Genomic DNA, 19569 nt, shown 5'->3' with positions numbered 1-19569 from the left:
GTCTGCTTCAATTAACAGTTACCATTTATCATTTATCACTCAACTACTCTGCATCCACAAGCTATTCTGCCCGGTGGAGTGTCAACTGATAATTGTTAAATGTTAAATGATTTAGTACTGCTTGTCGTCGAAATCATCAATCAGCAGGCCTTTGGTCCGGCTGATGATGTCTTGGAAGAACTTGCCAGCTCCCGAGGTTTTCTTCGGCGGAGCAGGTTGGGGGGCGGGAGCAGGCTGAGGAGCAACTGGCGCGGCAGCCCGAACCTCGGGCACCGGACGGTATTGCTGCTCCTCTTCCTCGTACGAACGGCTTACCCGCTCATCAATTGAGCGGTAGCCGGCTAGTACCAGGCCCACGGTGGTAGCATACATCGGCGACTTCACGGCTTCAATCCGGCTTTTACCCAAATGCTCGTTGGGGTAACCAATGCGGGTATCCAGGCCTGTGACGTACTCGGTGAGCTGTACCAGGTTCTGAAGCTGGGAGCCACCGCCGGTCAGCACGATGCCGGCCGCCAGCTTGTCGCCGTGGCCCGTGCGCTGAATCTCGGCGTACACCAGTTCGATGATTTCCTCCATCCGGGCCTCGATGATGTGGGCCAGGTTCTTGAGGCTGATTTCCTTAGGAGCCCGGTCGCGCAGGCCGGGGATGCTCACGATTTCATAATCAGAAGCTTCCTCGGCAATGGCTTTGCCAAATTTCACCTTGAGCTGCTCGGCCTGGTTCTGCATTACGGCGCAACCCTGCTTGATGTCGCTGGTTACAATGTTGCCACCGAAGGGCAGAACTGCGGCGTGACGAATGATGCCGTCCTTGAAGATGGCCAGGTCGGTAGTGCCGCCCCCAATGTCAATCAGGGCCACACCGGCCTCTTTCTCTTCTTCCGACAGCACCGACATGCTCGAAGCCAGAGGCTCGAGGATCAGGTTGTCAATTTCCAGACCGGCCTTGGTAACGCACTTGTTGATGTTGTTAATGGCCGTGCTCTGAGCCGTGATGATGTGAAAGTTGCCCTCCAGGCGCACGCCCGACATGCCCACGGGGTCCATGATGCCCTCCTCGTAGTCCACCTTGTAGTCTTGGGCATTACGTGGATGATTTCGGAGCCGGGCGGGGTCACCAGGCGGTACATATCGTTGGTGAGACGATTTACATCGTCTACGGTGATTTCAGTTTCAGCGGAATTGCGGGTGATGCTACCGTTATGTTGCAGGCTCTTGATGTGTTGGCCGGCAATGCCCACATTCACGACGCCAATATTGATTCCGGACTGTTCTTCGGCTTGCCGAATAGCTTTCCGGATAGCATCCACCGTCTTGTCGATGTTCGACACGATACCGCGCACCACTCCTTCCGACACGGCCTTACCCATGCCCAGGATTTCGAGTTTGCCGAACTCGTTTTTGCGCCCTACCAGGGCGCAAATTTTAGTGGTACCAATGTCGAGGCCGACTACAATCTTATCGTTTTGCATGAGGAAGGAAGGACGAGTGGGGTGCGGTTGGTGCTATGAATTTCTGATGCAAAAAACGCCGTTTCCGGGCGTTTAAGCAAGATTTTGTTACTCACAAATGATTTGGTCTTTGAACTCTACGTTGACGCGGTGGTACGTGTCCCAGCCCAAAACCGGAGGAATTTGACGGTAAAATACCATCAGTTTCGCAAATTTTTCCGAAATATTCTCCGGAAAGCCAAATTCTATTCGTTGATCCCCACCTGCTGGGTGAAGGAAACCTTGCCATTAGGGCCAATAAAAACCTCTGCTACCTGCGCCCGCCAGAACGGATGCTCATCAATATAGCGCAAAAACTCGAGGTATTGGCGCCCGGTGGAATCTTGGAAAAAGCCAGCTTGGAGGGGCCCACCACCCAGCCGGGAAATGGGTACCACGCGGGCTGTAAACAACGAAGACAACGGCAGTTTCTTGCCCTCCGCATCGAGGTAGCTGTCCTGCCGGGTATCGGCGTGTACGAGGCGGGCAATCGGACGGTTTTGGCGCACGTCGGCGTGCAGATTGCCGGCCAGGTCGCGGTATACTTGAGCTTCCCGCACAAAGCTGTGGGCTTTCAGGCGGGCTTCCAGGGCTTTAAGGTCTAGATCGTCGGGGTGGGCGCCAATCAGGTGCTGGTTGCCGTTACGGGTCAACAAAGCCGTTACTTCCCGCTCACTGATGAAGTAATTGTTAAACTCGTTGCCAATGGTCACGATGACTTCGCTCACGGGACGGCTGGCTTGCCGAACTCCGGCAAACACAGCCAGCGCCGAGAGCAGAACAAGGCACCCGGTGGCAAAAATCAGGTTGTTGGCTTTACGCTTCAGCTCCATTCCAGCGAATATCTAAAATATTCCTTAGCCGGGGAACAAGCTGGTCAATATCACCAGCTCCGACGGTGGCTAATACGTCGAAAGTATCGTCTGACTCGGCCGCAGCGAGGACTTCGGCTTTGGTTTGCAACGACTTTTGCGGAGCCGTTATTTGGGACAAAATCAATTCGGAAGTAACGCCTTCCAGCGGCAGCTCCCGGGCCGGGTAAATGTCGAGCATCACGACTTCATCGGCCAAACTCAGGCTCTCGGCAAAACCGGGCGCAAAGTCGCGGGTGCGGGTGAAGAGGTGGGGCTGGAACACAACACGCAGCCGTTTGCCCGGGTACAGAGCCCGTAACGAACGAAGGAAGGCATCTATTTCACGGGGGTGGTGGGCATAGTCGTCGACGTACACCTTCTCACCCTTGGTGACGATGAACTCAAACCGGCGTTTTACGCCCCGATACGCTGCTACGGCCTCTTTCAACTGCTCTTCCCCCACGTGTTGTAGTTGAGCAACCACGCAGGCGGCCAGCATGTTTTCCACGTTGTGGTAGCCGGGCACGGCCAGCTCCAGATTTTGCACGTCGCCGAGAGGACCGTGCAGGTCGAAGCGGAAGCGGTGCCCCTGGGCCGTAATCTGGTCAGCATAGAGTTCCGGGCCCTGCTCGGGTGAGAGGCCGTAGCGAATCACCCGCACGCCTTCGGCTACGGCTTCGGCAATAGTCTGGTCAGCGGTGTGGTTGAGGATAAGCGTGCCACCGGGTTTGATCTGGGCCACAAACTGCCGGAACGAATCCACCAGGGCCTCCTTGTTGCCATAGATGTCGAGGTGGTCGGCATCGGTGCTGGTGACGATGGCAATGTCGGGGTGCAAAGTCAGGAAGCTCCGGTCGTACTCGTCGGCCTCAACTACTACCGGCAGGCTGGCGGCTGATTGCTCATTGTTGGTGGGGGCAGCAACAGGTTGGAGCCCAGGTTAACCGAAATACCACCCAGAAAGGCCGCGCAGGGCACGCCAGCGTGATGAAGCAAGTGGGCCACCATGCTGCTGGTCGTGGTTTTGCCGTGGGTTCCGGCTACGGCAATAGTGTAATGGCCCGCCGTAAGCACGCCCAGCACTTGGCTACGTTTGCGAATATCGTAGCCCTGCTCCCGCAGCCAGGCCCATTCCCGGTGGTCTTTGGGAATGGCGGGCGTGAGGACCACCAAGGTCTGCTCTCGGTTTTCGCGCACCTCGGCCGGAATGCTGTCCACGGCATCGTCGTAGTGCACCTTGATTCCCTCAGCAACCAGGGCTTCGGTCAGGGGCGTTGCGGTTTTGTCGTAGCCACTTACGCGGTGGCCATTGGCCTGAAACCAGCGGGCCAGGGCCGACATACCAATGCCGCCGATACCCAGAAAATAGACGTTCGGAAATGCGGCTACGGGATTCATGCGCGGTCCATGAGGGCTAAGAGTTCATCCACAATGGTCGTGGTAGCGTTGGGGTAAGCCAGCTGACTTACGTTGCGGCGGAGCTGCTGCTGCCGCGCAGGGTCATTGAGCAGGGCCAGAGCCTGGTCGTAGAGCTGCGCGGACGCGTCGGCGTCCGACACGAGTAGAGCGGCATCCTTGTTGACGAGGGCCAGGGCATTTTTAGTTTGGTGGTCTTCGGCAACGTTGGGCGAGGGCACCAGAATGCTGGGCTTGCCGGTGAGGCACAACTCCGACACCGACAGGGCGCCGGCCCGGCTGATAACCACATCGGCGGCGGCGTAGGCCAAATCCATGCGCTGCACGAACTCGAGGGCCTGCAGCTTATCGGCGGCAAACGGGGTGGCTTGCTCAGCGGCTTTAGGGTAGTAGAGCTTGCCGGTTTGCCACAGCAGTTGTATCCCGGCGGCCTGCAGGCGGGTGAGGGCAGCGGCGGTGGCTTCGTTCAGAGTGCGGGCGCCCAGGCTGCCGCCAATGACGAGCAGGGTCTTTTTCTCGGGCGAGAGGCCAAAGAACTGCAGGGCCTCGGCGCGGCTGCCGCTGGCAATTTCGGTGCGCACCGGGTTGCCCGTCAATACGAGCTTGTCGGCGGGAAAGAACTTTTCCATCCCGTCGTAGGCCACGCAGATCTTGTTGACGCGGCGGCTGAGCAGCTTGTTGACCAGACCAGCGTAGGAGTTCTGTTCCTGAATCAGGGCCGGAATGTTGCGCGAAGTGGCGGCCAGTAGCACCGGGGCCGAGGCATAGCCGCCCACGCCCACCACGGCGTCGGGCTTGAACTCCTGCAGCAGCTTGCCAGCCTTGCGCACCGAGCGGAACACTTTCACCGGGAACAGCAAGTTCTGGGGCGTCAGGCGGCGCTGCAACCCGGCAATATCGAGGCCCACAATCTGGTAGCCGGCCTCGGGCACGCGGGTCATTTCCATGCGGCCATTGGCACCCACAAACAGAATTTCGGCGTCGGGCTGGCGGCGGCGCAGCTCATTGGCAATGGCCACGGCCGGAAATATATGCCCACCCGTGCCCCCGCCGCTGATAATTACGCGGTAAGGCCGGGGCTGGGAAGAGGCGCTATATAAAGTCGTTTTGGGCACTCTTGGGAAAGGTGAAATGGTGAACTGATGAAATTGTAAGTTTAATGCTCTGATGGCGCGTATTGAACGACAACTCACCAGTTCACTATCTCACCATTTTACCACTAAGCGTAGGCGGTTTTCTTCGGGATACGGACAGTGTCTTCCGGCTCGCCGGTCATGGGCCGGATTTCCCGCTCCCCACGGCTTACGCTCAGAATAATGCCGATGCTGATACCGGTGAAAATCAGGGAAGTACCGCCCATACTCAGCAAAGGCAGCGGCAGGCCGGTAATCGGGCCCAGCCCCACGGCCACGCCCATGTTGACCATGGCCTGTAAGACCAGGCTAAACGCCAGGCCTGCGGAGAGCAGCCCTCCGAAGGCCCCGTAGCTGTTCATCACCGTCTTCAGCCCCCGGTAGAGAAAGGCCAGGTAGAGAAACAGCACGAAAGCCCCACCGGCCAGGCCGTATTCCTCGATGATGACGGCGTAGATAAAGTCGGAATACGGGTGAGGCAGGATGTTGCGCTCCGTGCTCTGACCCGGCCCTTTGCCGGTGATGCCACCCGTGGCAATGGCAATGTAGCTGTGCTCCAGCTGGAAAGGCACGGGCTTGGTGTCGTCCAGGAAATTCTCGATGCGCGACTTCACCGTTTGCAGGCGCTGACCAGTTGACAAACCAATACCGCCCACCACGGCCCCAATGGCCACCATGACGGCCATCTGCTTGATAGGCACCCGACCAATGAACATGAGCAGCAGGCAGGTAGCAAACAGCAGCAAGGCAGTGGAGGCGTTGGAGAGAATAATCAGGCCGCAGATAACGCCAATCCAGAGCATTACCGGCAGCAGGGTTGTTTTGAAATCTTGCACGTGCTGCTGCCGGCGGCTGAGCATGCTGGCCAGGTGCGAAATCAGGGCTAGCTTGGCTAAGTCGGAAGGCTGCACGGTTTGGTTGATAACCGGAATGGTGAGCCAGCGCGAGGCCCCGTTTACTTCCCCGCCCATAAAGAAGGTGAACAGCAGCAGGGCACCGAAATCAGCAGGGCGTAGAGCGACAGGCGCGAGTAGTAGCGGTAGTCGATGCGGTGGGCCAACCACATGAAAAACAGGCCACGAAGATCAGGCCCGTGTGCTTGATCAGGAAGTACTCCGTGTTGCCGCTCATCTTCTTGTAGGCCAGCGTGCCGGTGGCAGAATATACCACGGCAATGCTAATGAGCGAAAACAGAATCACAATAGCCCACAGAATTGGGTCGCCTTTCAGATTCCGCTGCAGCCAGGTTTTGATCGGGTCCATGATGGTGAAATTGTGAAGTGGTGAAATTGTGAAGTGGTGGGCAACGAAGCGGGAGCAGTCAGAACGACAAACTCACCCTTTCACAATTTCACCATCTCACTGACCGCCTGGGCGAATTGCCGGCCGCGGTCCTCGTAGTTTCTAAACAGGTCGAAGGAGGCGCAGCAGGGCGAGAGCAGCACTACGTCGCCGGGCGCGGCCAGGGCAGCCCCGCGGCGCACGGCCTCAACCATGCTCTGGGTTTCCTCCACGTGGGGTACAATATTGCCGAAGCTGGCTTTGAGCTTTTCGTTGTCGAGACCCAGGCAGATCAGGGCTTTGACCTTTTCCTTCGCCAGGGGCAGCAAACTCGTGTAGTCGTTGCCTTTGTCGGTGCCGCCGGCAATCCAGACGATGGGCTGCTGCATACCGTCGAGGGCAAACCAGGCGGCTTCCACGTTGGTAGCTTTGGAATCGTTGATAAACCGGACGCCGCCTATTTCACCCACGAGCTGCAGGCGGTGGTCGGCATTGCGGAAAGTGGCCAGGCCGCTTTCAATCTGCTGCTCATTCAGGCCCGCCACCCGGGCGCAGAGCACGGCGGCCAGGGTGTTTTGCCGGTTGTGCTGCCCGATGAGCGGGGACCCGGCCGTGCTGATGACTTCGGGCTGCTCGTTCAGCCCCGGGGCCAGATTGGTGTGCAGCTCGGTTTCCGAGGTATAGTAACCGGCCAGCTGGTAGTCGGGGCGGTGGTGCAGGCTGAAGGGCAGCAGGTTGGTTTGGCTGAACACCGAAGTGAATTCCTGCTGAATGACCGGGTCGTCGGCGTTGTAGATGAAAAAGCCGCTGCTGTCCATGTTGCGGGTGATGCGCAGCTTGGCGTGGGCGTATTTTTCCAGGGAGTAGTCGTACCGGTCGAGGTGGTCGGGGGTGATGTTGAGCAGCACGGCCACCCAGGCGCGGAAGTCGTAGGTGTCGTCGAGCTGAAAGCTGCTGAGCTCCACCACGTAATAGTCGTGCTCGTCGGCAATAACCTGTTCGGCCAGGCTGTAGCCCACGTTGCCAGCTAGCCCCACTTTCAGCCCGGCTTCCTTGAGTAGGTGATACGTCAGCAGCGTGGTGGTCGTCTTGCCGTTGGTGCCGGTAATGCAGATGCAGTGGGCCCGGGTGTAGCGGCCGGCCAGCTCGATTTCGGAAATCACCGGAATTTTCTTCTCGCGCAGGGCCTGAATGACGGGCGCCTTTTCCGGGATACCGGGGCTTTTTACCACCTCATCAGCCGTCAGAATCTCGTCCAGGGTGTGGGTGCCTTCCTCGAAACGGATACCGGCTGCCGTCAGCTTCTCCTTATAGATAGGCTGAATCGGGCTTTTGTCGGACACGAAAACGGCGAAGCCTTTGGCCTGGGCCAATAGCGCCGCCCCTACTCCACTTTCCGCAGCTCCGAGAATGACGATTTTTTTAGACATGGCAGGTGAGAAGTCAGAGCTTAGAACTCAGATTATAGAAAGAGTGCCGTTCCAGAAGTCTAGGTTCTAAGCTCTGACTTCTGAGTTCTAAGGTTTAGCGCAGTTTGAGCGTGACGAGGGTGAAAATGGCCAGCATGATGCCGATAATCCAGAAGCGCGACACGATTTTGGACTCGTGGTAGCCCAGCTTCTGGTAGTGGTGGTGCAGCGGCGACATGCGCAGCAGACGGCGGCCTTCGCCGTACTTGCGCTTGGTATACTTAAACCAGCCCACCTGCACCATCACCGACAGGTTCTCAATCAGGAATACGCCGCAGAGCACCGGAATCAGCAGCTCTTTGCGCACAATCAAAGCCAGCACTGCAATGATGCCGCCGATGGCCAAGGAGCCGGTGTCGCCCATGAAAACCTGGGCCGGGTAGCTGTTGTACCACAAAAAGCCCACGCAGGCTCCCACAAAGGCCGTACAGAAGATTACCAACTCCCCGGAATTCGGAATGAACATGATGTCCAGGTAGTCGGCCAGCAGGGCATTGCCGCTCACGAAGGCGAAAATGGCCAGCGTCACCCCGATAATAGCCGACGTACCAGCCGCCAGCCCGTCGAGGCCGTCGGTGATGTTGGCCCCGTTCGATACCGCCGTGATAATCAGAATCACAATCGGGATGTAGAGGAAGCTGTAGAGGCCGTTGAAGAACGGGCCGGCGTAGGCAAACAGGTTGCCGTAGTTGAGCTCGTTGTTTTTGGCAAACGGAATGGTGGTAATCATCAGCTTCACATCCTGGTACACGGTGCTAGCGTCCACGGCCGAGAGCTGACCGTTGGGCAGCAGGTACTGGCGCACGGTCACGTCTTTGCTGAAGAACAGCACCCAACCCACCGTAATGCCCAGGCCAATCTGGCCCAGCACCTTGAAGCGCCCACTGAGGCCTTCCTTGTTTTTCTGGAACACCTTAATATAGTCGTCCAGAAAACCGATGAGGCCCAGCCACACGGTACTGAGCAGCATGAGCACGATGTATATATTGTCGAGCTTGGCAAACAGCAGCACCGGCACCAAGATGGCCAGCAGGATAATCAGGCCGCCCATGGTGGGAGTGCCCTTCTTTTCCATCTGCCCCTGCAGGCCCAGGTCCCGGATACTTTCGCCTACCTGCTTTTTCTGCAGCACCCGGATGAGACGGGCACCGAAGAGTTGGGCAATGATGAGGGAAGTAATAACGGCCATGGCCGCTCGAAACGAAATAAACTGGAAAACGCCCGCGCCTGGCAGGTTGTAGTGCTTGTCGAGAAAGGTAAACAGGTAATAAAGCATTGGCGCGGGGGTCAGCGGGTCTCAGTTGGGGTTATTCCAAGCTGCAAAGGTTTGGCTTTTTTGGGGTTGGGCAACTGTTGCGTTTGTCCGGATTTTCTAGTAATCGGCGGTTAAAGAGCTCTAATGCGCGGCGTTGATTTTTATTTTCCGAGCAAGTCAAACATTTCCTGCAGGACTTTCTTGTCGTCGAAGTCATTCTTGACGCCCTTGATTTCCTGGTAGTTTTCGTGGCCCTTGCCCGCTACCAGCACGATGTCGCCGGGCTGGGCCAAGGCTACGGCCGTTTTGATGGCCTCGCGCCGGTCGGCAATGGTCAGGACTTTGCCTAAATCGGCCACCTGCACGCCGGCCTGCATCTGCTGCAGAATCTCGTTGGGGTCTTCGAAGCGCGGGTTATCCGAGGTCAGCACCACGCGGCTGGAGCCCTTGCAGGCCAGATTGGCCATAATCGGCCGCTTGGCCGCGTCGCGGTTGCCGCCGCAGCCCACCACCGTAATTACCTGCTGGCTGGGCTGGCGAATGTCGGCAATGGTGTCGAGCACGTTTTCCAGGGCGTCGGGCGTGTGGGCGTAGTCCACGATGCCGGTAATGCGGGTTTTCTCGGCCAGAATCGGCTCGAAGCGGCCGGGTGCCGAAGTCAGGCCCGACAGCACGGTCAGCACTTCCATGGGCTCCTCGCCCAGCAGCACGGCCGCGCCATACACGGCCAGAATATTATAAGCGTTGAACACCCCGATGAGGCGAAACTGCACGTCGCGGCCGTCTACGTCGAGGTGGAGGCCATGCACCGCATTTTCCACCAGCCGCGCCCGGTAGGTTGCCGGACCGCGCAAGGAGTAGGTTTCGCGGCGGGCCGCCGTATTTTGCAGCATCACTGGGCCGCGCTTGTCGTCGGCGTTGGTCAGGGCAAAGGCCTTTTTGCCCAGGCTGTCGAAAAAGCCCTTTTTGGCCTTCAGATAGTTGTCGAAGGTGCCGTGGTAGTCGAGGTGGTCGTGGGTCAGGTTGGTAAACACGCCACCGGCAAACTGCAAGCCCGTGACGCGGTGCTGCACCACAGCGTGGGAGCTGACTTCCATAAAGCAATGGGTGCAGCCGGCCTTTACCATCTGGGCCAGCAGCTCGTTGAGGCGGATGGCGTCGGGGGTGGTGTGGGTGGCGGGAATAACCTGCTCGTCAATCTGGTTTTGCACCGTGCTGAGCAGGCCCACGTGGTAGCCCAGCTCCCGAAACAGCTTGTGCAGCACCGTGGCGCAGGTGGTTTTGCCGTTGGTGCCCGTTACGCCCACCAGCTTGAGCTGCCGCGACGGGTGCCCGTAGAAAGCGGCCGCCATGTAGGCCATGGCCTCGGCACTGTCAGCTACCTGCACGTAGGTCGTGGAGGCCACAGTTTCGGTGGGCACTTCTTGACACACCACCACAGACGCGCCCAGCTCTACGGCTTTGGCAATAAACTGGTGCCCGTCGGTCTGGGCGCCGCGCAAGGCAAAGAACACCGCGCCCGGCTGGGCCTGGCGGGAATCCAGCGTGAGGCTGAGCACCGGCGGGTCGTTGGGGCCCACCTGAGCCCGCACCGTGAGGTCCGTCAGCAACGAAGAAAGAGGAACAGCTAAGTTATCGGCAGTATTCAAACGAGGAGGGCGGCTAACAAACCGCTTTTTCGGGTGAGTAAGAGAGGTAAATCCGGCCTCCTGGAAAGGCCCGGCACGCGGCATTAGGCTTTGGGCTTGGCCACTTCAGCGCGCTTGGCTGCTTCCTGAGAAAGGCGGTACTGAGCCAGGCGCTTGGCTTTTAAAGCCTTTATGCGTTTGGCTTCATCCTGGTCGACAGCGGTAATCAACTTGTTTTCGGTAAGCTGGGTGGGCTCGGGCGCCGGCAGGGCCTGGGGCGCCGCGGCCGACTTAGTGCCAATCGGCTCTAGGGCCAGGGTGACCACCGTGCCGCGCCGGATGCCGCTGCCCGCCGCCACCGACTGCTGCCGTACCCGCCCGGTACCCAGGGCCTTGACGCGCAGCCCGCGGTTTTCGAGCAGGAACAGGGCGTCGCGCAGGGTCAGGCCGGTTACGTCGGGCACGCGGCCGGGGCGCACGGCTACTGGCTTCCAGTCCACCGCATTCACGTTGGAGTCAGCCCGGTTGGCCCGCACCCAGTCGTCGCCGGAAGCCTGGGAGTGGTTGCTCACGCCCAGCTTCTGACACACCAGCGTCAGCTCATCTTGCAAACCGGCGCGCACGTACGGTACTTTCGACTTATTGGAAGGCGCCCGGGCCAGCAAAGGCCGCTGGCTGGCCATGTCGCGGGCCATGGCCTTGTCGGCCACCTCCCGGAAAATCGGGGCCGCTACCTGGGCCCCGGACCAGTTGGCACCTTTCGGCGAGTCCACGACCACGATGCAGCTGTACTTGGGCTTGTCGGCGGGGAAATAGCCGCAGAAGCTGGTCGAGTACTGCTTGGTATACTGGCCATTCTTAAACTTCCAGGCCGTACCGGTTTTGCCGGCAATGCTGTAGTCGGGCGTCCGAATAGCGCTGGCCGTGCCTTCCAGCACCACGCCTTCCAGCATCTGACGCAGCTTGCTCAGGGTTTCATCCGAGCAGATTTTGGGAATCAGCACCTTGGTTTCGAAACGCTCCAGCACCTTGTCGGCCTGCTTGATTTCGCGCACAATCATAGGCTGCACCTTCACGCCGTTGTTGGCAATGGCGTTGTAGAAGGCCAGGGTTTGCAGGGGCGCCAGCTTCAGCTCGTAGCCAATGCACATGGTGCTGAGCGAGGTCCGGCTCCACGACCGGTCGTGCGGGTCCTTGATATACGGCCGGGCCTCCCTGCCATCTGAAAGCCCAGGGGCTGGTGAAGGCCGAACTTTTTGAGGTAGTCAGTGTACTTGCTGGGGTTGGGCGAGAAATGGTCGTTGATGAGCTTGGCTACCCCGATGTTGGAGGACTTTTCAATGACTTGCTTCACCGACAGCTGCCCGTAGGCGTGGGTATCGGTCTTGACGGCACCGGCAATACGCATGGAGCCCGTGCGGCCGGTATTTACCGTGTCGTCGAGCGAAAGGCTGGGGTTGTCTTCCAGCAAGGCCATCATCGAGGCTAGCTTAAAGGTAGAGCCCGGCTCGGTACGGCCCTGGTCGGCAATGGCGTAGTTGTAGTCCTCGCGGTATACGCCGTCGGCCACCTTGCCCAGGTTGGCTACCGCCTTGATTTCGCCGGTCTGCACTTCCATCAGAATCACGCAGCCGTACTGGGCGCTGTTGTCCACCAACGACTTGTACAACGCGTTTTCGGCCACGTCCTGAAGGTTTATGTCCAGGGTGGTTTTCACGTCGTAGCCGGGCTGGGGCTTTACTTCGGTGCCGTCGTAGATAGGCTTGTTGCCGCCGGGCAGGCGCTCAAACAATGCTTCCCCGTCTTTGCCGGCCAGGTGGCGGTTATAGGTAAACTCCAGGCCCGCCCCGTTTTTGTCTTCGTTCAAGAAGCCAATGGTGCGCTGAGCCAGGCCGCCAAAGGGCCGGAAGCGTTTGTCGACCTTCTCGAAAATAACGCCGCCTTTGTTTTTGCCGCCCCGGAAAATGGGCCACTTCGCCAGCATCTTCTTTTCCTGGAAGTTGATCTGCCGGGAATTGAGTCGTACGTAGCGGAGCTTGTCGTTTTTGGCGTTTTTCAACCGGCGCTCATATTCATCAGGAGTCCGGTCGCCGAAGAAACGGGAAAGTAGTAAGGACAAGGAGTCAACTCCCCCTTCGAATGTCTTTTTGTCGACTACGCTCGGGTCCCAGGCCACCCGGAAGAAGGGCAGCGAGGTAGCCATAATGCTCTCGTTGTCGGAGTAGATGTTGCCGCGGGTGGCAAACACGGGCTGATACACAATGCGCCGCTCCTGCTCCAGGGCGCGCCATTTCTCACCTTCCTTGAACTGGATGCGCGACACTTTCCACACGATGGCGCAGGAAAACAGGCAAACGCCCAAAAACGCCAGCCGGACCCGGGTTACAATGGATTTTTTAACGCTTCCTTTCATGGCTCTGGCGGGAAGGGTTGGTGGATTTCTTATGCGCGGAGGAAGCAGCAGTCGACTGGGCTCCGGTACCGAGCGAATCAGTCAGGGCCAGTGAGTCGGCCGCCGACATGGCTGCCAGGGAGTCGGCCGTAAGTACAGGCAGAGCGTCCAGCTCGGCTTCGTCGAGGCGGCCGGCGGGCACGGTAATGCGGAACGGTGGCGAAGAGCTTTCCACCAGCCCGTAGGCGGCCACCTTGCGGGCCACTTCACTCTGCTTGCTGGCTTCCATGTAGTCCGACTTCAGGGTGGTGTAGTCGGCGCGCAGGTCTTCGGTTTCGAGCTTGAGTTTCTGAATGCTGCGGTTCATGCGGTAGCCCCAGTGGGTGTTGCCGATGTAAATCAGAATTAGAAACATCACGAACAGCACGTGCGGCAGGTACTGCACCGGCAGCCCTTCGCGGAAGATACTGTCGACGCTGGTGAGCCGGTCGAGCAACGTAAATACGCTCCAAGTGCTACGGGGCGCGGCTTTTTCGCGTTTGGGGGCCTTGGCCACCTTGGGCTTGGGAGCTGGTTCCGGCTCGGGGCCGGTGCGGGGTCGGGCACCACCGGCGGGGCGTCACCTCCCGGGCACGTTGGCGCGGGGCGGTGTATTAGCGACGGGTTTGAGGGTATTGGTAGCCAAAATCTCGGGAGAGGAAAAGGAGGTTGGCGTATCGGCTTTAGAAAGTCAACGGCACGAGGAGGGCGGCGCGGCGCGAAAATCCGGCCAAACTCCGCTTCATTCGTCGCGGCGCACCGCGATGCGCAGCTTGGCCGAGCGGGCTCGGCTGTTGAGGGCTATTTCCTCGGCGGTGGCTTCCACGGGTTTGCGCGTCAGCACCTCGAAAGGGGTATTGGTATGGCCAAACAGGTCTTTTTCGGCTTCCCGAAGAATTTACCCTTAGCCATAAAGTTCTTAACCAGCCGGTCTTCCAGAGAGTGGTACGACATAACGACCAGGCGGCCACCCGGGCGCAGCACCTGGGCCGTTTGCTGCAGCATTTCTTGCAAGGCAGCCATTTCGTCGTTCACCTCGATGCGCAGGGCCTGAAACACCTGGGCCAAGTACTTATTTTCCTTGCCCCGGGGCGTACAAGGCTGAATAGCTTTTTTCAGGGCGGCGATGGTCTGCACTGCCTGCCCGCGCCGCGCCGTAACCAGAGTGTTAGCCAGGGTCCGGGCGTTGGTTACTTCGCCGTACATGCCGAAAATGCGGTGCAGCTCGGCCTCGGAATACTCGTTCACGATGTCGGCGGCGGTGCGGGCGGCCTCAGGGTCCATGCGCATGTCCAGGGGTCCGTCGAAACGGGTGCTGAAGCCGCGCTCCGGCGTGTCAAACTGATGGGACGAGACGCCCAGGTCAGCTAGCAGGCCATCCACGGGCAGGGCGTCGCGCTGCTCAAGCTCGGCGTGCAGGTCACGGAAGTTGGCCCGGATAAAGGTAAACTGGGGCCGGGCCAATTGCTGGGCCTCGTGCTCGGCGTCGGCATCCTGGTCGAAGCTGTAGAGTTGGCCGGTGGTCAGGCGCTCCAAGATCCGGGCCGTGTGGCCGCCGCCGCCGAAAGTCACGTCCACGTAGCGGCCGTCGGGGCGCAGGTCGAGGGCGTCGAGGCACTCGGCCAGCATCACGGGGCGGTGGTAGGCGGTATCGTTTTCGTAGTCGGGGCTCATGCGGCAAGGGGGCCGCTGGCGGGCGGTGTGTCGGTGGATAAAAACTTCTGGGCCAGCTTGGAAAAGCTTTGCTGGTCTTTGATGAGGAACTCGTCGTACTTCTCGGGCTCCCAGATTTCGCAGCGGTTGCCCAGCCCCACGATAATGGCTTCTTTCTCAATGCCGGAGTAGCGCAGCATGGTGCGGGGCAGCATAAAGCGCCCGATGTTGTCGAGCTCCACTTCGGTCATACCGCGGAAGAAGTTGCGCTGAAACTGCCGGTACTCCTCGTTAAACTCATCCAGAGCCATGACCTTGTCGTGAATCACGCGCCACGATTCGCGCGGGTACAGCACCAGGCAGGGCTCAAACCCGCGCACCAGCACCAGCTGGTTGGCCGAGGCCTCGGGCAGATTGGCCTTTACCTTGGCGGGCAGCACCAAGCGCCCTTTCGGGTCCAGCTTGCACTCATATTCGCCAGAGAGAAGGTTCATAGATGCCAGGGGTTGCCGACGAGGCGTGGGAACGGGATGATAGCAAAAGTACGCAATGCCTAGGAAAAGGCAACCACGATTTACCATTTTCTACCACTACGCAAAAACGCGTTTCCCGACCATTTAACAGCGTTTTTTGAAAGTCGGCGGACTGGTGATGCCGCGACTCAGCAGCTCAAAAAGTTTGTTTTGCCAAAATGGCAGATAGATAATACGAGCCTTGCTTCCAGCCAATAGCTCCTGAGGTGGCGCACGATAGGCCCCGATATTCTACACATCGGCCAGTAGATTTTGCACCGACCTCTGCCCTTTCGGTTGTATCTTTGCCCTTGTGAAACGCTCCCTGCGCCACCGGCTCTTCAGCGGCATTATGGCCTTGCTCGTGTTCCTCACCTCGGTGGGGCTCACAGTGCAGTCGCATACCTGCCGAAGCAGTGGGCACAGCACGGCCGCCATTATTTTCAGTGCGCCGGAGCATAAGTGCCCTCCGGGCACCAAGTCCGCTTCGCTGGCCGATCATCAGCTAGCGGGCAAGGCCCGGCTGCAAAAGTCCTGCTGCGAGTTTGGCACTCATTTTCACAAGTTGGAGGCTGCCTCCGTTGGCCACGCCAAGCTCCTGCTGCCAGCGGCAGTGCTGGTTTGGCTGCCCATCAGCTTCAGCAGTTTTACCTTTCCCAGCCCGCAGCTCGCTTCGGCAGCGCCGTGGCACGCCAGCGACTCTTCTCCGCCCCTGCGGGCGGGCCGTACGCTGCTGACGTTTGTGTGTACCTGGCAGGTTTAGAATTTCTTCCGGCGCTCCGGGGAGCGAGACTAGTGTCCCCGGTTTTTCTCCGTGAAGAACTCTAACTACCTGACCTTATGCAGTCTTCCTTAGGGCGACGCTTTACGGCTACGCTCGGCCTGGTGCTGAGCAGCGCCGGCGTTTTCGCCCAATCCAATCCAATTGCGCCCGTGCAGGGCCAGATTACCGATGCCGTGGCCAATTCGCCGCTGCCCGGAGCCGTGGTGCGCTGGCTAGAAGCCGCCGACGCCTCGGCGACAACCGACGCCGCCGGAAAATTCACGCTGGTACGGCCCGCCCGGGGGCGGCCAGTCACCTGATTATCAACTCCCTTGGCTACAAAGCCGACACACTTGCCATTGAGGCCACCAGCCAGGCTTTCGTGCGGGTGGCCCTGCGGCGTTCGGTAGAGCTGGGCGAAGTCAAGATTGAGGAAAGGGCTCCCGCCTATTCCTCCCTTACCCCTACCAACACCCAGGTTATTACCAGCCGCGACCTGACCAAGTCGGCCTGCTGCAACCTGGCCGAGAGCTTCGAAACCAACGCGGCGGTAGAAGTATCGACTACTGATGCCGTATCGGGAGCCAAGCAGATTCAGCTGCTGGGCCTCGACGGCGCTTATTCTTTGCTTACGGTCGACAACCTGCCGGCCCTGCGCGGCCTTTCCACGCCCTACCGCCTCAGCTACCTGTCGGGCACCTGGATTGAGGGCATCGACATTATTAAGGGCATGGGCTCAGTGGTGAATGGCTACGAGAGTATTTCGGGCCAGGTAAACGTGCGCCTGAAAGAGCCCGACAAAGCGGAGCGGCTGCTGTTCAACGCCTATGGCAACGACCTGGGCAAATTTGACCTCAACCTGAACCTGGCTACTCCGCTAAGCAAAAAGCTGAGCACGGCCCTGCTACTGCACTCCGACCACCTCGGCCGCCGCGTCGACCGGAACAAGGACGGCTTTCTGGATTTGCCCCTGGCCACGCAGTACAACGTATTTAATAAGTGGAAGTACAAGTCGGGCAACGGCATTGTGAGTGAGCTGGGCCTGGGCGCCCTGCGCGAAACCCGGGAAGGCGGACAGATCGGTTTCCGGACCGACAAGCCTGGCTCTTTCTACGGCACTACGCTCAGCACTGACCGTTACACTGGCTTTTCCAAGACCTCGTACACTTGGCCCGGCCGCCCCTACCAGAGCTTGGGTTTGCTGCTTAGCGGCACCAGTCACGCCTTCGATTCCAGCTACGGCATCCGCACCTACGACGGCACTCAGCGCACGGGCCTGGCCACGCTGCTGTTTCAGAGCGTGTTGGGCACCACAGCCCACACCTACCGCTTGGGGCTGAGCTACTTGCACGACAACTACGCGGAGGTTTATAAGGATGGCTACCTCTACCCTATTGAAACGCCGGCCCAGCGGTACCAACGCGAGCATCGCAGCCGCAATGAGCGGGTGCCCGGTGCTTTTGCCGAGTATACCTACCAGAATGCCAAGAACCTGACCTTGGTTGGCGGCCTGCGCCTGGACCGCCACAACCTCTACGGCTGGGTGCTTACGCCCCGGCTCAACGTGAAGGTAGATGCCACGGCGAATACGGTGCTGCGCCTGGCGGCCGGCACCGGCTTCCGCACGGCCAACCCCATTGCCGAAAACTCGGGCATGCTGGTCAGCTCCCGCGAGTTTATTATTTCCAACAACCTGCGCCCGGAGCGGGCCTGGAACGTGGGCGGCAGCTTCACCCAATACTTTACCGTAGCCGGCCACCCGGCTACGTTTATCACTGATTACTACCACACCGAATTCCAGAATCAGATAGTGGCGGATGCGTACTCCTTCCCCAACCTGCTGCAAATCGGGAATCTGGAGCCCGGAGGCCGCTCCTTTTCCCGCAGCCTGCAGACCGAGGTGCAGCTCGAGCCCGTGAAAGGCCTGCAAACCAAGCTGGCGTATAAGTATCTGGATGTGCGCACCACCTACGCTGGCGAGCTGCTGCCCAAGGCATTGACGCCCCGCCACCGGCTGTTTGCCAACGTGGGCTACGCTACGGCCTTCGACAAGTGGCGCGCCGACCTGACGGCGCAGTGGTTTGGGCAGCGGCCCCTGGCCCATAACCCCGGCAGCATGGCCCATGAGCACGGCTCAGGGGCTACCACGCTCAATTATGCCCCGCGCTATGCCTTGCTTAATACCCAGGTAACGCGGGCCTTTAAGCGCTGGGAAGTGTATGTGGGGGTAGAAAACCTGACCAACTACCGGCAGCTCGACCCGATTGTGGGCGCCAATATGCCGTTTGGCCCCTCGTTCGACGCCGCTATGATCTGGGGACCTACGTACGGACGGCTGACTTACGCCGGCCTGCGCTTTAAAATTGAGTAGGCTTTGGCAATTCTTCCGGCAAGCTCTTTGTTACCGGAACAGCCAAGCCCAACTTTGCCGCAATCCTTCTTTTCTTATTTTGCTTCGTATGAAAATTCTTAAGTCGTTTTGGCTGGCCGCCGTGCTGCTACTCACCGCCCAGGTTTCCTTTGCCCAAAAAGCTCCTGCCGCGGCTGCAAAAGGCAAAGGCCCCGCCACGGAGGTATTTCAAATTAAAACCTCGGCCGTATGTGACATGTGCAAGACTCGTCTGGAAAAGGCCTTAGCCTACGAGAAAGGCGTGCAGCAAGCCCAGCTTGACGTGCCCAGCAAAGTGCTGACCGTTTCCTACCGTCCCGACAAAACCAGCCCCGCCGCGTTGCGCACCGCTGTGCAGCGCACTGGCTACGATGCCGATGACCAGGTGGCTGAAATCCGGGCCTATGACCGGCTCCCCGACTGCTGCAAGAAAACCAACAGCGTGCACCAGGATGCGGCCCACTAAAAGCGCCTGCGTACATTAACCTGGTCCTTTATGCTCAACAGCCTGCCCCCAAAGGGCAGGCTGTTTTATTTTCTGCCTGGTTTACCGACACCAATACTTTTAGTGCTTTTGCTTAAGCATGAGCACCGGGGGCCAGTTGCACATCAAATTCCAGTACCGCGCTGAAGGCTAAGGGCCGGGTTAGCCGGCGCCGGTTGGTGCCCGAAATTTCCAGGGTAAAGGATTCAGACCGCAGATATTCCAGCAAGTTGGGGTGGCCCTGGGGCTCCATCACAATGCGGGTGGGATGCACATGCCGGCTCGTAAAGGAGGCAATAGACACTTTGCGGCCCCCGGCCGTCAGAAAGCAGCTGCCGCTTTCCAGCGCCGCCAGCGTAGACGTACCGCGTCCAATATTTTGACTGGTTTCCGGGTGCCACTCCAGTCGTATAGAGCGCAGCAGCACGGCTAGTACCCCGGGCCGCGTCAGGCTGCTTAGGCAAGGCAGCGTATTGGGCAGTGTGATTTCGCACAGGTAAATCAAGTCCATACTGGGGTCAATCCGCAGATTAATGGCCCGGGTGTTCAACCCGAAGGCCGACCGAATGGACTTACGCAAATCTTGGTGGTTGGCTATGGTAAGCTCAACACCTAGAACCACGGGCGGCAGGCCCGCACCAGATGTACTGGAGAAACGTTTCATAAAGAATAGGTGTGTAGGCGGGAGCAAGCATGCAGAGAAAACAGAATAACGGGAACCACCTTAGCATATTCAGGGAGCTATTCCAGTAGAATTTATCTAAACCAATTATAGCGAGAGCATTAAAGTAGAGGAACAGCCTTGAAA

General features: G+C 59.0%; 15 protein-coding genes and 4 pseudogenes. 4 read left to right on the top strand and 15 right to left on the bottom strand.

Features of this window, described 5'->3' with window-relative positions; translation table 11 throughout:
• Positions 1 to 111: 111 nt before the first annotated feature.
• The 14 genes and pseudogenes from ftsA to mraZ all read right to left on the bottom strand — a co-directional run bounded on the left by ftsA (position 112) and on the right by mraZ (position 15107).
• Positions 112 to 1475, bottom strand: a pseudogene (gene ftsA / locus MUN79_RS13355) (cell division protein FtsA).
• Between the two features lie 87 nt (positions 1476 to 1562).
• Positions 1563 to 2326: pseudogene (locus MUN79_RS13350) on the bottom strand (cell division protein FtsQ/DivIB).
• Complete coding sequence (locus MUN79_RS30990) at positions 2310 to 3185, bottom strand: Mur ligase family protein (RefSeq protein ID WP_311136740.1); 876 nt, start codon at positions 3183 to 3185, stop codon at positions 2310 to 2312. Before MUN79_RS30990 ends, MUN79_RS13350 begins: the two are co-directional and overlap by 17 nt.
• 38 nt (positions 3186 to 3223) lie before the next feature.
• The gene (locus MUN79_RS30985; protein ID WP_311136739.1) at positions 3224 to 3745 is read right to left on the bottom strand and encodes a Mur ligase domain-containing protein; all 522 of its coding nucleotides are present in this window, start codon (positions 3743 to 3745) and stop codon (positions 3224 to 3226) included.
• Positions 3742 to 4878, bottom strand: a complete 1137-nt coding sequence (gene murG, locus MUN79_RS13340) for an undecaprenyldiphospho-muramoylpentapeptide beta-N-acetylglucosaminyltransferase (RefSeq protein WP_244678100.1) — start codon at positions 4876 to 4878, stop codon at positions 3742 to 3744. The genes MUN79_RS30985 and murG overlap by 4 nt, the downstream gene beginning before the upstream one ends.
• Positions 4879 to 4982: 104 nt before the next feature.
• Positions 4983 to 6159 (bottom strand): annotated as a pseudogene (locus MUN79_RS13335) (FtsW/RodA/SpoVE family cell cycle protein).
• A gap of 80 nt (positions 6160 to 6239) precedes the next feature.
• Complete coding sequence (gene murD / locus MUN79_RS13330; RefSeq protein WP_244678099.1) at positions 6240 to 7607, bottom strand: UDP-N-acetylmuramoyl-L-alanine--D-glutamate ligase; 1368 nt, start codon at positions 7605 to 7607, stop codon at positions 6240 to 6242.
• Positions 7608 to 7701: 94 nt separating this feature from the next.
• Positions 7702 to 8922, bottom strand: a complete 1221-nt coding sequence (gene mraY, locus MUN79_RS13325; protein ID WP_244678098.1) for a phospho-N-acetylmuramoyl-pentapeptide-transferase — start codon at positions 8920 to 8922, stop codon at positions 7702 to 7704.
• Between the two features lie 140 nt (positions 8923 to 9062).
• The gene (locus MUN79_RS13320) at positions 9063 to 10550 is read right to left on the bottom strand and encodes a UDP-N-acetylmuramoyl-L-alanyl-D-glutamate--2,6-diaminopimelate ligase (protein ID WP_375378226.1); all 1488 of its coding nucleotides are present in this window, start codon (positions 10548 to 10550) and stop codon (positions 9063 to 9065) included.
• 83 nt (positions 10551 to 10633) lie between these two features.
• Positions 10634 to 11680 (bottom strand): penicillin-binding transpeptidase domain-containing protein, encoded by a 1047-nt coding sequence (locus tag MUN79_RS30980; protein ID WP_311136738.1) that lies wholly within the window; start codon positions 11678 to 11680, stop codon positions 10634 to 10636.
• Positions 11659 to 12942, bottom strand: a complete 1284-nt coding sequence (locus tag MUN79_RS30975) for a peptidoglycan D,D-transpeptidase FtsI family protein (protein WP_311136737.1) — start codon at positions 12940 to 12942, stop codon at positions 11659 to 11661. The genes MUN79_RS30980 and MUN79_RS30975 overlap by 22 nt, the downstream gene beginning before the upstream one ends.
• Complete coding sequence (locus MUN79_RS13310) at positions 12926 to 13477, bottom strand: FtsL-like putative cell division protein (protein WP_244678097.1); 552 nt, start codon at positions 13475 to 13477, stop codon at positions 12926 to 12928. The genes MUN79_RS30975 and MUN79_RS13310 overlap by 17 nt, the downstream gene beginning before the upstream one ends.
• A gap of 225 nt (positions 13478 to 13702) precedes the next feature.
• Positions 13703 to 14589: pseudogene (gene rsmH / locus MUN79_RS13305) on the bottom strand (16S rRNA (cytosine(1402)-N(4))-methyltransferase RsmH).
• Between the two features lie 41 nt (positions 14590 to 14630).
• The gene (gene mraZ / locus MUN79_RS13300; protein ID WP_244678096.1) at positions 14631 to 15107 is read right to left on the bottom strand and encodes a division/cell wall cluster transcriptional repressor MraZ; all 477 of its coding nucleotides are present in this window, start codon (positions 15105 to 15107) and stop codon (positions 14631 to 14633) included.
• Positions 15108 to 15438: 331 nt separating this feature from the next.
• On the opposite strand from mraZ, the gene MUN79_RS13295 reads away from it, so the two are divergent.
• The 4 genes from MUN79_RS13295 (at position 15439) to MUN79_RS13280 (ending at position 18743) form a co-directional block, all read left to right on the top strand.
• Positions 15439 to 15888 (top strand): HYC_CC_PP family protein, encoded by a 450-nt coding sequence (locus tag MUN79_RS13295; protein WP_244678095.1) that lies wholly within the window; start codon positions 15439 to 15441, stop codon positions 15886 to 15888.
• Positions 15889 to 15965: 77 nt separating this feature from the next.
• A complete protein-coding gene (locus MUN79_RS13290) occupies positions 15966 to 16208 on the top strand; it encodes a hypothetical protein (RefSeq protein WP_244678094.1) in 243 nt (80 codons plus the stop codon).
• Positions 16209 to 16270: 62 nt separating this feature from the next.
• Positions 16271 to 18259 carry a TonB-dependent receptor plug domain-containing protein gene (locus tag MUN79_RS13285; RefSeq protein ID WP_244678093.1) on the top strand — a complete coding sequence of 663 codons (1989 nt, stop codon included), beginning with the start codon at positions 16271 to 16273 and terminating at the stop codon, positions 18257 to 18259.
• An 88-nt stretch (positions 18260 to 18347) separates the two neighbouring features.
• Positions 18348 to 18743: a heavy-metal-associated domain-containing protein gene (locus MUN79_RS13280; protein WP_244678092.1), complete on the top strand. Its 396-nt coding sequence runs from the start codon at positions 18348 to 18350 to the stop codon at positions 18741 to 18743.
• A 112-nt stretch (positions 18744 to 18855) separates the two neighbouring features.
• Here MUN79_RS13280 and MUN79_RS13275 read toward each other — a convergent pair whose 3' ends face one another.
• Positions 18856 to 19425, bottom strand: a complete 570-nt coding sequence (locus MUN79_RS13275; RefSeq protein ID WP_244678091.1) for a hypothetical protein — start codon at positions 19423 to 19425, stop codon at positions 18856 to 18858.
• Positions 19426 to 19569 lie beyond the last annotated feature (144 nt).

Source organism: Hymenobacter cellulosilyticus, from assembly GCF_022919215.1.
Classification (GTDB): Bacteria; Bacteroidota; Bacteroidia; order Cytophagales; family Hymenobacteraceae; genus Hymenobacter; species Hymenobacter cellulosilyticus.
This window is presented reverse-complemented; position numbering and strand designations above follow the sequence as displayed.